The following is a 16,084-nucleotide window of genomic DNA, read 5'->3' as shown; positions in this document are numbered from 1 at the left end:
ACAGGCAAATGCCTCAACTCAAGCCTTTCAGGGAAGTATCGATGAAACCTACGTATGAATCTTGTAGCCAAGCCAGCCGGTTCATCACCGTAGCCCGCTACGTGCGGGCGCAGAAAGCCGCGGCTGAAGGCGGCACATTTCGGAGGAGGAGAGAGTGAACAGAAGAAGAACGACCCGGGTCGCTGCCAGGCTTCACCTGATTGCCGGCGTCGCAGTAATTGGATTGCTGTGCAACGCGAATGCCTGGGCAGAAACGACGACGACGAAACATCACCACAAGACGGTCACCACAACCACCGTCGTCGCCAGCACCAGCGAGCAGCAGCGGCTCGACGCGCTGTCTGGCCAGATGAGCAATCTGCAGAAGCAGACCGACGACACAACCAGCGAGGTCAAAAAGATAGAGGCGGCGATGACGGTCGCGGTGCCAGCGACGGCCGGCGCGAAGCCGGCCACAATCGGCGAGCACGTCGGCCTGGTCGAAAAGGATGTCAGCGATATCAAGAAAGATCTGTCGGACAACCTTGGCATCAGCGTCCACGCGCTGGTGGATGCGGGCTACGAGCATAACTTCAATCAACCGAACGGCAACGTCAACGTGTACCGCGCCTGGGACGAGGACGGATTCCAGCTTACGCAGGGCAACCTGCATATCGAGCGCGATGGAACGGTCGGATTCGTGAGCGATCTCAACTTCGGCCAGGTCGCGAACTCGATTTCGGCGGTTACGCACTACTCGAACACCTCGCACGTTGGTCCTCAATGGTTCGATCCGACGCAGTACTACCTGACTTATACTGCACCAATCGGATCGGGCGTCAGCCTGCAGGCAGGGCGTTTCGTGACGATGATGGGCGCGGAAACGATCAACACGTACAACAATCTGAACTTCAACGAGAGTCGCGGCCTACTGTTTACCCTGGGCGAACCGCTGACTCATACGGGCATCCGCGCGGGCTACACCTTCAACGATTACGTTTCTGCCACGGCCGGCCTCAACAACGGATGGGATGATCCCGCAGCATTCAACAACGGCGGTCCCAACTATGAAGGCGCATTGACACTCAACAACAAGGACAAGTCGCTGAGCTTCGTGGTCAACAGCATGTGGGGGCCGAACCTGTTGGGCAAGTCCAATTCGAATCTAGGCACGATCGATGGGATCGCGACCTGGAAGCCGTCGTTCATCCCCAACCTGACGCTTCAGAATGAATACCTGTACGCGTCCGAGGAAGGACCGGTGATCAACGGTCACAGCGCGTCGTGGCAGGGAATGGCGCAGTACCTGGTGTACGACTTCACCCCTTCGCTCGAGTCGGCGACTCGCGGCGAATTCTTCCAGGACAAGGACGGAGCGCGCACGACGGGCACCGGCCAGACGGTGTGGGAGATCACCGAAACGTTGAGCTACAAAATACCCGAAGTGACGGGACTCCTCGCACGTTTGGAATACCGGCATGACAATTCGGATGAGAAAGTGTTCACCAACAACAATCGCTTCGACCCTGTGACCGGCGCGCAGCATCTGTGGCGCGGCCAGGACACCCTGGACGCCAACTTCATTTATGCCTTCTGACGCGCGGCGGCGCAGCTAAACCACTTAATCGCGCAGCGATGCGCCGGCGGCGGGTCCGAACAAGCGGACCCGCCGCTTCTCTTTGCAGGGGCGATAGGGCCGCGCCGACCCTGGGCATCCGCATCTCGACCCTGTGGCACCAGCGAAAACGGTATCGTCTCGATTGAGCTCTGTATTGTGCTGTGCATACCGAGAACTCGGATCCGCAAACCTAGCGATGACGTACTCCTCCGAGGACTTGACAGCGATCCGATAGTGCTGATTACGCTGCACTCGCCGGAAAACGGTGTCTCTTTGTTAAAGGAGAAATGCGTTCGAACTTATTTGTCTTCGGATGCATAAGCCTTTGAGGAGCTGAGGCCGAGGCGAGGACTCGATTCGGCACGCCGATGATACCGGTATCATATAGTGCGATCGGCGGGTAGCATTGACGTTGAACCTTCATCGGACGCGTCGCCTTTATTGTAGGGTGCTTTTGGAAGCCCGGCCAAACTGATGGCGGACGGTTCAAGCATGGCTTTACGCGCCACGGGCAATTGACTTGCCGGTAATGAGGCCTATCAATCAGACGAACGACTGAGCCAGTGCCAGCCGCAACGCGAACAGAAAGCCTGCGACGGTCGGCAGCACAACAAACGATCCCCCCTCATGGATCGATTCCAAATCATCGCGTGCGCAACCACTGCGAGCACTGCGCCTCCGGCTATCGCCTGGGAGAAAATCGCCACGTGGGATCCGGTACCGACGAATATCTTGGGCGGCGGCAGGCACGATTCCCGCCACAAGAACGGCCGACCATCAGGCAAAACTCGTGAACGGGCTACAGCCTGCCCGCTGGACGAGGACGTCGCCAGGAGTCCCAGCAGCGAGACGATAAAGGATTTCGTGCAGACCGATCATCGCCGGTTCACTCCAAGCCAGCGAGCCTCGCTGGCCGTTTCGCCTAAGGCAAACTTTTGAACTTTTGGGGTGAATTGCGCCGCGTTGACGTTTGCGGCTGTGTATCGTGATCGAATTTAAAGATTGCGATGCTTTCAGGATGGACCGATTCGAGAACGGCGTGAACGGTGGGCTTGGTCTCTTCATCGAGGACCGCGAAATCCACTTTGAACCTCGACGTGGCGTCGGGAGCATACTCGCCGGCGGTAGCGAGTCGTTGATGGTCCCGACGCTTGGTACGGTCCTCGGATAGGTCAAATCCGAAGATTCCAAGCTGCCTGGCGCATCGGTGAAAGTCGTCCAAGGCCGAGCGCTTCACTACTGCTTCTATTCTCTTCATGTCCGTCTGTCTGGTTTGGTTGCCGCCACCCTTACACCGAGCAGGAACCATGCCCGCGGAAACCTCAAGCCAGATTGGAAGGTTTTGGTCGGTTGGGTTTTCCAAACATTCGATTTTTGAAAGTCTGCCATTTCATTCTACAAAGCGTTACAATTTGGTTGGCAGTTGCTAGAGTTCTTCGGGCTGCTCCCCCGGGAACCGCGTCGCCGTTGTATACGGCGGGAAAGGCACACAGATCACAGCGAGATCTGACCCCTGTCCCTACCAACAATCCCGTCTGGACCGTAATTTGAGCTGATCCACCGCGAAACTAGGAGACTGGGAGTTGGCGCGCCAAAGGCGCACCCGTTCCAGTTCGCTCCGCGAAGAAACCTTGATGTTTTCGTGATTGCACGAACGCTGCATTGCTGTATTAGTTGCGGGGAGATGATGACAGTGATCCTTACATCCTTGACGATCCTAGCGGTCCTGCTAGGACCAATCCTTGTAAAGCCGATCGAACGGAACACCGAGATTTTTTTCCTACTGATCGGAGTGCTGACAGCCTGCGTCATGCGACAATTCGACGCGACGCTCGTCCGGGCAGCCTTGACTGAACCTCTGTCATTCACGGTGGCCGTTTTGGTTTTTGGCGCCACTTTTCGTCTTCTGAGGGACTATCTCGATCAAGTACTTTGCCGGGTAATCCGACTGCTGGACCCGCGGATTCTCTGTTTCTGTCTCGCGATCGTACTCGGCTTCCTTGCAGCCTTCATAACTCCGGTCGTATCTGCCCTCGTGTTCGTGGAAGCAGTTTCCCTGCTTCGTTGTGAACGATGGGCAGAAATTGCCGCGACGGTATTTGCGTGTTTCGCAATCGGCTTCGGCGCCGGCCTCACGCCTTTGGGCATGCCCGGTATTGCAGTCGTTCTCCGCTCTCTGCACGCCGACTTCTGGTACCTTACTCATCTTCTCGGCCCATTCGTTGTTGTCGGCGTCATTCTCGCCGCGGTTCCCATCTTGTTTTTACCGTTCGCTTCCAGCGAGCCGCTGGATACAACTCAAGAAAAGGATTCGTGGTGGACTGTCCTGTTAATTCGTCCCGGCAAGGTGTACGTTTTTATCGCCGGACTTGTGGCACTTTCGGGCGGGCTCAGGCCGGTGGTCGATGCGTACATCCATCGCCTTCCAGAGGGATTGCTGTTTTGGATGAACACCCTTTCTGCAGTCGTCAACAATTCGACTCTGGCGGCCGTGGAGATATCACCCTCTCTGAGTATGAATCAGCAGCGCGCGGCGTTCCTCGGTTTGCTGATCAGCGGAGGGGCGCTTGTCACCGGCAACATACCCAATATCGTCGCCGCGAGCCGACTGGGAATCACGAGCCGCGAGTGGGCAAGGATCGGCCTTGGCACCGGGGTCCTGTTGCTGATTTTCTGTTTCGCGGTTTTGCACTCGATGGCTTTTTTCCAATGAATCTTGAGCATTTTTCTTCGTCTGAGGAAGAACAATGAAAATAGAACGGATTCTGGTGCCTACGGACTTTTCCGAACATTCGCTCGCGGCGTTGAAATACGCGATAGAATTGGCGCGCGAGCACGAATCCGAAGTGGTGCTCGTTCACGTAGTTGAGCCGTTACCTTACGGGGTCGGGCGTTGGTATGAGCCCACAAAATTGCTCGAGCATTACGGCGAGACGGCATCGGTCGAGCTCAAGCGTTTCGAGAACGAAGCTATGCAGCTCTACCCAAAATCCCGTTCCGAACTCCACTTTGGCGTCGTTCACGAAGTAATCGGGGAGCTGGTGGGCAAGCTCAAGGTTGACCTTATAGTCATGTCTATGCGTGGACGAACTCACCTAGTTGATCTTTTGATCGGCGGCACTGCTGAAAAACTCCTGCGCTATGCACCATGCCCCGTCCTCAGGATACGTACAGTCTGACTACAATAACCCGGAAAATGCGCCAAATTATCCGACAAGATGCCGATGATTTGTTCCGCGGCCCCTTGTGGCTACTAAAAACTCCATCTTCGTCGTCGTATGGCACTTCCGTGAACCCCCAATAGGGATGTCCCTCCTCCAAGGCGCTCACCTGCCGCGGCTCAAATACCGCCGGCGGCTTTCCCAGCGCTAGCATCAGCGCTTCGGCGCGATCGTGCTAAGCCTTCTGGACGTCCTTAAAGGTGCGGCGGCGAGCTTCAGACTCGAAAGCGATTATTACGAATAACAAATCGAAGAAGGCTCTGCACTTCCTCTCGGCCGAAGACGACGCTCATTCTGCGAGACGTGTGGAGTGACATTGAGCGCGCGGCGGCTCGCCACGAAGGCGACAGTGTCGTAGCCAGTGTCGCGCCTCTACCAAGCGCCTGGGTGTCGGCGGAAGTGGCGAGCGAGACTTCCAGGCGCCCAGCCGTCCCAGCGCCGACTCCGTGGGGATCTGTAATCGTCCTCGTCAAATGGATCCTCTCCTGAGTCCTGCCGTAGCCTCGGAAGATCACGGATTGAGTTGTACGTCGTCAGAACCTATTGGACAAGTTAGCATCGGAATTAAGAGAGGATCTGGCTCATCTGGGTTGAAGTTTTGGCTGCGAACTCAAGATGCAGCCGGCGTCGATCTTCGATGGTTTTCAGTTTGACATTCTCCCTCCGCAACAAAACGGTTGGACCACGGCCGAAGTAGACGTCGGCCGGGGTGAGGTTGTTGAGGCTCTCGTGGTAGCGGCGCGAGTTATAGTAGTCGACGAACTCGGCCAGGCGCGCTTCGAGCTGACCGGGCAGGTAATAGTTCTCGAGCAGGATCTGGTTTTTCATCGAGCGGTGGTAGCGTTCGATCTTGCCTTGGGTCATCGGGTGATAGGGCTTACCTCGGGTGTGCATCATGCCGTGCTGCGCGAGCCAGGAGCCGAGTTGAGCTGACACGTACGACGGCCCGTTGTCGCTCAGCAGACGTGGCCGATGCCGAACGCGGACCCGCTCCAAGCCGGAACTGCGCAGAGCCATGGCCAGCGTGTCGGAAACATCGGTCGCGGTCATGGTGGTGCACAGCTTCCAGGCCAGGATGTAGCGCGAGAAGTCGTCGAGCACGGTCGACAGATAGAACCAGCCCCAGCCAATCACCCGCAGGTAGGTAAAATCGGTCTGCCAGAGTTGATTGGGGGCGGTGGTGGGCTCAGCGAACGTGTCGGCAGCTTTGAGCAGGATGAAGGCCGGGCTGGTGATCAGGTCGTGCGCCTTAAGGAGCCGGTACACCGAAGCTTCCGAGACGAAGTACTGCTGCCGGTTGACGAACGACACCGCCAGTTCCCGGGGTGACAACTGCGGCTCCTTGAGCGCGAGCTCGAGCACCGCCTGAGTGACTGCGGCCGGGAGCTTATTCCACACCCGCCGCGGCGCCGGCGTGCGATCCTGCAGCCCTCCAGCCTGGCCGCTGCGATAGCGATCGTACCAGCAATAGAAGGTGGAGCGCGGGATACCGAGCTGTTCCAGGGTGCGTCGCACGGGCAACGACGACTGCTCGACCAGCCGGATGATCTCCAGCTTCTCGTCCGCGGCGTACCTCATATATCGGACTCCCCATCCGCCAGCACGCTTTTTTTGAGCAGGCGGTTCTCCATCATCAGCTCGGCCAGCAGTTCCTTGAGCTGCTGAGTCTCCGCCCGCAGCCCTTTGACCTCGTCGCTGGTCGCTTCACGCGCGGTATCGCCGGCCAACCGCTTCTTGCCCGCCTCCAGGAAGTCCTTGGACCAGCGATAGTAGAGGTTCTGGTTGATCCCTTCCTTGCGGCACAGCTCGGCCACGCTGTCCTCGCCGCGCAGGCCCGCGATCACGATCCGGATCTTGTCCTCAGCCGACAAGTGACGGCGGGTCGCCCGCCTGATGTCGCGTACCGCCTTCTCCGCCTCATCCGACTGTGCCTCGATTTTCGATCTCATCTCTCCGCTCCTTCCGCGGTTAAAGATGAGCCAAAAACTCTCTCTTCCTCAATCGCCTTAAACTGTCCAACTTGTGCTGACGGGGAACACGTAGCTTCGGGCGTTTGCAATTGCAAACGCCACGATGCCGCCATTTTGCTACTTCCCCGCCGTGGACGAGGAAGCTCTGTTCCGGCGACGCTTGCAGCAACTCGTGCTCGAGAAGTACGGGTCGCTGGATCGGTTTTACTTGGAAACAGATTTTTCGAAAGGCCATTTGTCCCAAATTCTTCGGGGCAAGCGCAGTCCCTCGCTCGCGACCATGACGAAGCTGGCGAAGGTGCTGAATGTCAGAGTGGCGGAATTCTTTCGACCGGTTTAGATCATCCGCCAAATTCGCCGCGTGGAACCGTCGTACTAGTTTCGCGGGGCGGATCAAATAACGACCGACTCTACTTCTGATTGGCTGGAAATTGGGGAGCAGGCCAGGGTCTTTGACGAACGCTCTTCTCACAGACGATGACGCGAAGCGCACCGGCTCGGTTCTCGACAGAGAGAAGCGAGCATGAATGAGCTGCTGCCGGCCGAAACTGAGACTCTCCGGTGCTGTCCCTCCTAGAAGCTCCATCTGAACCGGAATTTGAGCGGCTGCGATAATAGCTGTCGAATTGATGCGATCGAATGAACCGGGCTGCGACCTGAACCAAAGGCGACCAATTACGGATCGAGGTAAAAAAGCCTCTGATACAGAGATTTTCACACGACGGCGTACCGGGCGGCTCGCAACCATCGGTGAGCAGGAATCAGGGACAGATCAGGCGGCCAGACGCTCGTAGCGGTGATGCAGGCCGCCGACCTGCGGGATGGCGATCACCTTTCCGATCCGGCGCGGCATGATCGGGCGCGGGTCCAGACAATCCTTGTCGAGCGAAAGATGCGTGCGGGTGCGTTGGTAATACTCCACGTACGAGGACAAGACGCGGCGCAGATGGCGTTCGTTAAAGATCACGATGTGATCCAAACACTCGCGGCGAATTGAACCGATCACGCGCTCGACGTATGCGTTCTGCCACGGCGAGCGTGGCGCCGTAACGACCTGCGTGATCCCCATAACCCGAGCCCGCTCCTGAAAGCATCCCCCGTACGACGTGTCGCGGTCTCGCAGCAGGTAGCGCGGAGCGGTGTCCCACGGGAAGGCTTCGGTTACCTGGCGCGAGAGCCAGGCTGCGGTCGGATGCTCGGTGACGGCCGTGCCTGCTAAAAACCCTGAATGCGCCGACAAATCTGGAGTTCTACGAGTCACCGCCGCTGTTCCTTCTCAAAGTCTTAGTCCGCGCGAGCGGGAGCAAGAGTGACTCGAACGGAAAATAACAGCGTTTTAGGAATTTGGTCATGCGCGTCAACCACCATGCGTCAACCGCCGCTCAAGTGTCAACCGCCTTGTCAACCGTCAACCGGTTGACGGGGAGAGCGGTTCGCATCGGACTGCGTCATCCGCCACACAGTCTGTAGTATTTACCTACAAATTGGAGATGGCGGCAAATTCGGGCATGGGCGGACCTGTGTGTGGCGAATTGCTGATTCTGGCACAGGACGGTCGCGTAGCGCAGGCTCGCGAATCGGTGGGAGAGCGTTAAACTCCGGCGCCGCATGACGTTGTGGTTCAGGCTGTTTGCTCACCTGCTGGTGACCCTGGCGCGGCTGGCCCGTCCCGGCGGGGTTCGGGCGGTCGCGGCTGAATCGCTGGCCGTCAAATACCAGTTGCTGATCATGAAGCGCTCGAAGCGCCGGAGTCCGAATTTAACCTCGTGGGATCGAGTGATTCTTGGATTCTGTACGCTGCTGGTGTCGCCCAGACGCTTGGGCAAGATCGACGCGGTGGTCGAGATGAAACGGCGCAACCCATACTTCGGCTGCCGCAAGATCGCCGAGCAAATCTCGAATGCCTTCGGCATCGAGCTCAACAAGGATGTCGTCCGGCGCATCCTCATCCGCGACTATCGACCGGGACCTGACGGCGGTCGCCCGTCCTGGCTCTCGGTAATCGGACAGGCCAGAGACCGTCTGTGGAGTGTCGATCTCTTCCGCACTGAATCAATTTTGCTCAAGAGCTATTGGGTCATGGTGGTGATGGACATATACACCCGTCGGATCGTCGGCTTCGGCGTCGCGCCTGCCAATCTCGATGGCATCCGAGTCTGCCGGATGTTCAATCGCGCGATCGCGCGGCAGACTCTGCCGAGGCATCTATCCTCGGATCATGATCCGCTGTTTCGCTTTCATCGCTGGCGAGCGAACCTTCGGATACTCGAAGTCGATGAGATCAAGAGCATTCCCGCAACGCCCCGTTCGCATACTTTCGTCGAGCGGCCGATCGGAACCATCCGGCGCGAGTATCTGGATCGGATCTGTTTTTGGAACCAGAGCGACCTCGAACGCAAGCTCGAGGACTACAAGGTGTTCTACAACCAATATCGCTGTCACACCGGACTGACAGGGGCGACACCGGCGCAGCGGAGCGGCGCACCCGCGCTACCGCACGCGTGCTTCGACTCCTACCGGTGGCAACAGCATTGCTATGGATTATTTAAGACCCCAGCTGCCGCGTGAGTTGGAATTCGACACAGACTGGCAGCTGGATGGCAGCGATGCCCGATCTGCGGCGGTTACACTGGTGTACCTAACTTGAATCGCGCCCTCTGTGGAACTGCCATCAGGTCCCTGGATATGGAGCAGATTGCACAAGCTGAACAGTCCGGTTATGGTGGTGGTCGTGCGCTTTCTGGCCATAATTCTGATCGCCCTGCTGCTTCCGCAAAGCACGAGTGTGCCGTCGGCGATGGCGTGCCCCACTATGGCAGGTTGCGCGAATGGCTCGAAGAGCGCTCCTGTAAATCAGCCGAGCTGCTGCCGAGCGCCAGCCGTTCCAGACAGAGCGACTAATCAAGTGCGAGGCGCGCAGCATTTCGACTCGGTCGGGAGCCTGCCGGTCACCGCGGTGATAACTGCGATTTCGCACGCGCGAAGTAGCGTCATCACTTGTGGGTACTCGCCGCCCGGTCGCCTCCTTTCGTTAGCGCTTCTCTGTTCCCGTCAGATCTGAGCCTCCCTTAAGCACGTGAGTTGAAGCGTGGATGCTTCGCATCCGCCGCTTACGCTTGCGCGCTACTCGCTCGCAACAATTGGGAAAGACATTTGCCGATATGATCGGCAGATAGAGACGCGGGGTTTCAAGAAAACCTGCGGATGCGCATCAGCGCCGCGATCGATCGCGGCTGGAAGGTTGGATTTTTGTGAAATGTCATATGCAAGCATTCGCCGCATAGCGGCGCGAAATTCATTCGCAGCCCTGATCGCGATCGCAATTCTGATCGGCCTTGTGTCGCCAGCACGCGCCGATGACATTCCCGCTCTGGCGACGGCGCAGGATGTCGCTCAACCGGGACGCGGCACTGAGACATCCATCAGTTCGGATCGACTGCGAGCGCTGGTCAACGAGGCCCTTTCCCGCAGCCCTATCGTGCTCGCGGCGCGGAGCCATTGGCAGGCACAAACGAAGGTCCCCATTCAGGCGGCGACGATCCCCGATCCACAAGTGTCGCTCCAGCATTTCACGGTTGGCAGTCCGCAGCCCTTCTCCGGCTACGAGAGCAGCGATTTTTATTACACCGGCTTCGGTGTCTCGCAGGACATCCCGGGTCCGGGCAAGCTTCGCTTGCAAAAATCCGAGGCCGAAAAAGATGCCGAGTACGCCAGGCGCCGCTATGAAGCTGCGGAGCGTGATGTCGAGGAAAAGGTCAAGGAGGTCTACTTCGAGCTTTCCTATCACGCCAGGACGCTGGCGATTCTCGGTCGCAACCAGGAGGAGCTGAGACAGATCCAGCAGATCATAGAAACCAGGTATCGCCTGGGACAGGGTCTCCAGCAGGACCTGATCAAGGCGCAGCTTCAGACCACCGAGATCCTCAAGGAGCACGCGATGCACCATCAGGAGGAAGACCAGGCACAGCTCGAGCTCAAGCAGATCCTCGGGCGCGATCCCGACTCGCCGAATATCGAAATCGGCGCGGTCGAAGCGACCCATCTGCAGCTCGATACGGCCGAGCTTGCGCGGCTCAGCGACGCCGGTTCCCCGGAACTCGCAGCGGATCGTGCGATGGAGACGCGCAGCACGGAAGCATTGAAACTGGCGCATCAGGGCTACTGGCCGGACTTCACGGTCGGCTACTCGTACCAAAAAACCGGCCCCGGATTTCGCGACTACTACATGCTGAATCTGGGCGCGAAGGTTCCGCTCTATTTCTGGCGCAAGCAAACGCCCGCGATCGAGCAGGCCGCGCTTGAAGCCGCGTCGGCGCGCGAGCAGACCCGTGCGACTCAGCTTCAGGTTTCGTCCGTTGCGGAAAGCAGTTTGGTTGCGATGCGCACCGCGGAGCGAACGATGTCGATTTATCGCGATGGCCTGTTACCGCAGGCCGAAACGTCGGAGGCCTCGGCGATGGCTGCGTATCGAGTCGGCAAAGTCGATTTCCAGACGCTGCTCTCGTCGGTTCTCGATTTACAGAACCTCCGGCAGGAGTACTACCGCAGCCTGACCGACCACGAAATCGCGATCGCCAAAATCCAGCAGGTTATCGGTGACCAAAGATGAATTACAACTCATTGCAATCGCGGCTCAGCATAGTCCTTTTGATCCTGGCGTCCCTTCTCATCCTCGCGGCGCCAATCGCATACGCAGCCGATTCCTCGCTGGCGCCAATCCGGATCGCGCCGGAGCGCCGGCAATTGATCGGGCTGAAGTTCGCGACCGTGGTGCGAAAGGACGTAAGCGATCGCCTCGAGACCGCCGGCAGCATCGAGACCGACGAACGACTGCAAGGCTACGTGCAAACGCGTTTCGCCGGATGGATCGAGCAGGTGTTCGCGAATTCCACTTATCAGTACGTCCGCCGCGGCCAGCCGTTGTTCACGATCTACAGCCCGGACCTCGTCAGCACCGAGAACGAATATCTGCTCGCCGTCGATGCCCGCAAGCGCGTCGAAGACAGCTCGGTCGCCGATGTGACCACCGACGCCGCATCGCTGGTCGATTCCGCCGCGGAGCGTCTCAAGCTCTGGGGAGTGTCGCCGCGCGAGATCGCACGCTTGGAACGCGAGCGCACCGTGCGCCGCGCGGTCGAGATCGATTCGCCCATGAGCGGTTACATCGTCGAGCGCAACGCGCTGCCCAACATGTACGTGCAACCTGACACGCGCCTGTTCACGATCACCGATCTGTCGAAAGTGTGGATCTATGCGGCAGTGTTTCAGGATGAGATCGGAAAGGTCCATCCCGGCGATCGTGCAACCGTTACCGTGGACGCTTATCCGGGTACGAACTTCGATGGGCGCGTCGATTTCATCTGGCCGCAGATCGATCCGATGACCCGCACCGCCAAAGTGCGATGCGAGCTCAACAACCCGAAGGGCCGGCTGCTTCCGGGGATGTTCGCGCACGTCGCGTTGGACCTGCCGATGGGCGAGCAAACGGTCATTCCGGACACTGCGGTTCTACGCACGGGCACGCACAATGTCGCCTTTATCGATCGCGGTGACGGTTATCTCACTCCCGCCGAGGTCGAGCTGGGAGCGCACGCCGGCGGTGTGTTCATCGTGCTCAAGGGACTCGCGCCGGGTCAGCAGATCGTCAGTTCCGCCAATTTCCTGATCGACTCGGAAAGCCAGCTCCAGGCCGCCGCCGGCGCATTCGCGCCGGCTGCGGAGGTCGTCGGCGCGAATCCGGTTGAACAAGCGGCCGAGCCTGTCCCCCAGGCAAGCATCGCGTTCACGAGCGATCCCAATCCTCTCGTGCGCGGCCACAACAAGGTGATCGTCACGCTCCGCGATTCCAAAGGCGCCCCGATCTCGGGCGCGAAAGTGACGGTGTCATTCTACATGGCTGCAATGCCGGCGATGGGAATGGCCGCGATGCGCGCGCAAGCCGTCGCAGACGATCAGGGCAACGGCGCCTATACCGCAAATATCGAACTGCTTAGCGGTGGCACCTGGAGCCTGACGATCGCCGCGTCCAAGGGAGGTCATACGATCGCGACCATGCAGAAGGACGTATCAGCAAGCGGCAACATGGCGATGTGAGGAAAGAAGGATGATCGAGAGAACTATCGACTGGTGTAATGCGAACCGCTTCATCCTGTTTGCCGGTGTGATTGCGCTGGTACTCGCGGGTGTTTGGTCACTCGATCGGATCCCGCTCGATGCGCTGCCGGACATCTCCGATGTTCAGGTGATCATACACACCGAATGGATGGGGCAGCCGCCCAATCTTATCGAGGATCAGGTGACCTATCCGATCGTCACAGCGATGCTTGCTGCGCCGCATGTGAAGGCAGTCCGAGCGCAGACGATGCCCAGCGATTCATATGTGTTCGTCGTGTTCGAAGACGGCACCGACATCTATTGGGCGCGCAGCCGCGTGCTGGAATACCTCCAGCAGATAGCCGGCAAGCTGCCGGCGGGCGTGAATCCCGCGATCGGCCCCGACGCTACCGGCGCGGGCTGGGTGTACGAATACGCTCTGGTCGATAAGAGTCATCTTCACAGTCTCGCCGACCTTCGCAGCTTGCAGGATTGGAACGTGCGCTATGCGCTCGAAACTGTGCCGGGGGTTTCGGAAGTCGCCACTATCGGCGGCTTCGTCAGGCAGTACCAGGTCAAGCTCGATCCCAATCGGTTGCTGGCGCTCAAGGTCCCGCTGGAGACGGTGATCGACAAAATCCGCGACAGTAACGGCGAAGTCGGCGGACGCGTCCTCGAGATGTCGGGAGCGGACTACATGATCCGCGGCCTCGGCTACGTCCATTCGGTTGGAGACCTGGAAGAAGTTTCTGTTGCGACCAACAACGGCACCCCGGTGCTTATAAAGGACCTGGGCGTGGTAAGTCTGGGCCCCGATCTTCGCGAGGGCGCCGCTGAATGGAACGGCGACGGAGAGACGGTCGGCGGCATAGTCGTGATGCGTTACGGGCAGAACGCTCTCACCGTCATCGACGGGGTCAAGCAAAAGCTTGCACAGATTCGAAAGACTCTGCCCGCGGGAGTCGAAATCGTCGCCGGCTACGACCGCTCGGGACTAATTCAGGAATCAATCAACACGCTGAAACGCGATCTGCTCGAAGAGGCCATCATCGTCAGCCTGGTGATCATCGTTTTCCTCTTTCATTTGCGCTCGGCGCTGATCCCGATTCTTGCGCTGCCGATCGCGGTCATCGCGACGTTTATCCCGATGTACTATTTGCAGATCAGCTCCAACATCATGTCCTTGGGCGGGTTGGCGCTGGCGATAGGCGTGCTGGTCGACGCTTCGATCGTAATGGTCGAAAACGGGTACCGGCACTTGTCGGAGGCACAGCACGAGGCGTCGCAGAAAGGCGAGTCGGTTTCCGGACTCGAACGGCAGCGAATTCTGCTGTCGGCCGCGAAGCAAGTCGGCCGCCCGATTTTCTTCTCGCTGATCATCATCGTCGTCTCATTCCTGCCGGTGTTCCTGCTCGAATCGCAAGAGGGACGGATGTTCCGGCCGCTGGCTTACACCAAGTCTTTCGCGATTGCGTTCTCCTCAGTTCTCGCGATCACCGTGGTACCGGTGCTGATGGTCCTCTTCATCCGTGGCAAACGGCTGCGCCCCGAGGAGAACAATCCCATCTCGCGCTTCTTCCAGGCCATTTATCTTCCAGTGATCCGATGGTGCCTGCATCATCGCGCGCTGACGATTGCCGCCAACGTTATTTTCCTGCTGCTCACGATTCCGCTGCTCTTCAAGATCGGCAGTCAGTTCATGCCGCCGCTGTATGAGGGATCAAGTCTCTACATGCCTACTGCGCTGCCCGGGATTTCGATCACGTCGGCGGTAAATCTGATGCAGAAGCAGGATCAGATCATCCGCACGTTTCCCGAGGTCGAGAGTGTGTTCGGCACCGTAGGACGGTCGGATAGCGCGACCGACAATGCACCGCTGGATATGTACGACACGACGATCATGCTCAAGCCGCGCGAGCAATGGCGAAAGGGCATGACTTACGATCAGTTGGTTGCCGAGATGGATGACCGACTGCATTTCCCCGGCTTGTCGAACTCCTGGACGATGCCGGTCGAGAACCGGCTCGACATGGAGCTGACCGGGATCAAAACTCCCGTCGGACTCAAAATTCAGGGTCCCGACGTCGAGCGGATTCAGCAGATAGGTTCTCAGATCGAAGAAATACTCGGTCCCGTTGCGGGCACGCGGGGAATTTTCGCCGAACGGGTTTCTCAAGGATTCTACATCAACGTTAATGTCGATCGCGCCGTCGCCGCGCGGTATGGCCTGACGGTAGGAGACGTTCAGCGGGCGGTCAGCTCCGGGATGGGCGGCGAGAATATCGCGAACACCGTGGAAGGGCGCGAGCGCTACTCGATAAACGTTCGCTATCTCGCGGATTATCGCAACGACCTGAACGCACTTCGTCGAATATTGATCATGACGCCGACCGGAGCGCAGATCCCGCTCGGCGAAATCGCGAGTATCAGCCTGGGCCCGGGGCCGTCAATGATACGTGATGAAGACGGGTTGCTGACCGGCTACGTCTATGTGGACCTGGCTACCTCGGACTACGGCAGCTACGTCAACAACGCGCAGCGGGTGCTCGATCGGCATCTGCATCTGCCCGCCGGATACACTGTGAATTGGTCGGGAGAGTATGAGTTCCAACTGCGCGCGCGAAAGCGCTTGACGGTCATCCTGCCGATCGTTTTCGGTCTGATCTTCGTCCTGCTGTACATGCTCTTCCAGTCGGCGACTGAAGCGATCGTTCTGATCCTTCCGACCGTGTACGCGATGACCGGCGGGCTGCTGCTCCAGTACATGATGGGCTTCAATTTCAGCGTTGCCGTGTGGGTCGGGTACATCGCGTTGTTCGGCATCGCCGTCGAGACCGGCGTCGTCATGGTGATTTATCTTCACGAAGCTCTGAATCGTCGCATCGCTGCCGGCGATCTCGCGCATGGGGACATCGAGTTGGCGGTGATCGAGGGTGCAGTCCAGCGGCTTCGACCCAAGCTGATGACCGTTGCCGTCGTGATGCTCAGTCTCGCGCCGATTCTGTGGGGGAGCGGGATCGGCTCCGACGTGATGAAGCCCATCGCCGCGCCAATCGTCGGCGGAATGATCACCTCGACGATTCACGTCCTGATATTGGTGCCGGTGTTCTTCGCGATCATGAAGGAGCGTGCGCTGAAGAAGGGAATCCTGCTCTAACGATCAGAAGGCACGTCCTCATTTGAGTGCTGACGGTATAGACCGA

General features: G+C 58.7%; 10 protein-coding genes. 8 read left to right on the top strand and 2 right to left on the bottom strand.

Features of this window, described 5'->3' with window-relative positions:
* The first annotated feature begins 154 nt into the window (after positions 1–154).
* From ABSB13_RS02945 to ABSB13_RS02935, 3 genes are all read left to right on the top strand, one after another.
* Entirely contained in the window at positions 155–1,576 is a 1,422-nt protein-coding gene (locus ABSB13_RS02945) for an outer membrane beta-barrel protein (protein WP_428105380.1), read from the top strand.
* Between the two features lie 1,705 nt (positions 1,577–3,281).
* Positions 3,282–4,310 carry a DUF1646 family protein gene (locus tag ABSB13_RS02940; RefSeq protein WP_428105403.1) on the top strand — a complete coding sequence of 343 codons (1,029 nt, stop codon included), beginning with the start codon at positions 3,282–3,284 and terminating at the stop codon, positions 4,308–4,310.
* Between the two features lie 34 nt (positions 4,311–4,344).
* Entirely contained in the window at positions 4,345–4,776 is a 432-nt protein-coding gene (locus ABSB13_RS02935; protein ID WP_428105379.1) for a universal stress protein, read from the top strand.
* Between the two features lie 606 nt (positions 4,777–5,382).
* Here ABSB13_RS02935 and ABSB13_RS02930 read toward each other — a convergent pair.
* Positions 5,383–6,767 (bottom strand): IS3 family transposase gene (locus ABSB13_RS02930; protein WP_428105378.1). Its coding sequence is split into 2 segments (ribosomal slippage): positions 5,383–6,431 and positions 6,431–6,767, totalling 1,386 coding nucleotides; the frame shifts between segments, so codons are not numbered across the junction.
* A gap of 151 nt (positions 6,768–6,918) precedes the next feature.
* Between ABSB13_RS02930 and ABSB13_RS02925 the strand changes: the two genes are divergently transcribed.
* Complete coding sequence (locus ABSB13_RS02925) at positions 6,919–7,128, top strand: helix-turn-helix domain-containing protein (RefSeq protein WP_428105376.1); 210 nt, start codon at positions 6,919–6,921, stop codon at positions 7,126–7,128.
* Between the two features lie 432 nt (positions 7,129–7,560).
* Here ABSB13_RS02925 and ABSB13_RS02920 read toward each other — a convergent pair whose 3' ends face one another.
* Positions 7,561–8,049: an integrase core domain-containing protein gene (locus tag ABSB13_RS02920; RefSeq protein WP_428105374.1), complete on the bottom strand. Its 489-nt coding sequence runs from the start codon at positions 8,047–8,049 to the stop codon at positions 7,561–7,563.
* A gap of 347 nt (positions 8,050–8,396) precedes the next feature.
* Here ABSB13_RS02920 and ABSB13_RS02915 point away from each other — a divergent pair, with 347 nt between their 5' ends.
* From ABSB13_RS02915 to ABSB13_RS02900, 4 genes are all read left to right on the top strand, one after another.
* Positions 8,397–9,356, top strand: a complete 960-nt coding sequence (locus ABSB13_RS02915; RefSeq protein WP_428105373.1) for an integrase core domain-containing protein — start codon at positions 8,397–8,399, stop codon at positions 9,354–9,356.
* Between the two features lie 688 nt (positions 9,357–10,044).
* The gene (locus ABSB13_RS02910) at positions 10,045–11,397 is read left to right on the top strand and encodes a TolC family protein (protein WP_428105371.1); all 1,353 of its coding nucleotides are present in this window, start codon (positions 10,045–10,047) and stop codon (positions 11,395–11,397) included.
* The gene (locus tag ABSB13_RS02905; protein WP_428105369.1) at positions 11,394–12,881 is read left to right on the top strand and encodes a FixH family protein; all 1,488 of its coding nucleotides are present in this window, start codon (positions 11,394–11,396) and stop codon (positions 12,879–12,881) included. Before ABSB13_RS02910 ends, ABSB13_RS02905 begins: the two co-directional genes overlap by 4 nt.
* A 10-nt stretch (positions 12,882–12,891) precedes the next feature.
* Complete coding sequence (locus ABSB13_RS02900) at positions 12,892–16,038, top strand: efflux RND transporter permease subunit (RefSeq protein WP_428105367.1); 3,147 nt, start codon at positions 12,892–12,894, stop codon at positions 16,036–16,038.
* Positions 16,039–16,084: the final 46 nt, after the last annotated feature.

Origin of the sequence: Binatus sp. (SeqCode), assembly GCF_050013435.1 — a bacterium.
In the GTDB taxonomy this organism is placed as follows: Bacteria; Desulfobacterota; Binatia; order Binatales; family Binataceae; genus Binatus.
This window is presented reverse-complemented; position numbering and strand designations above follow the sequence as displayed.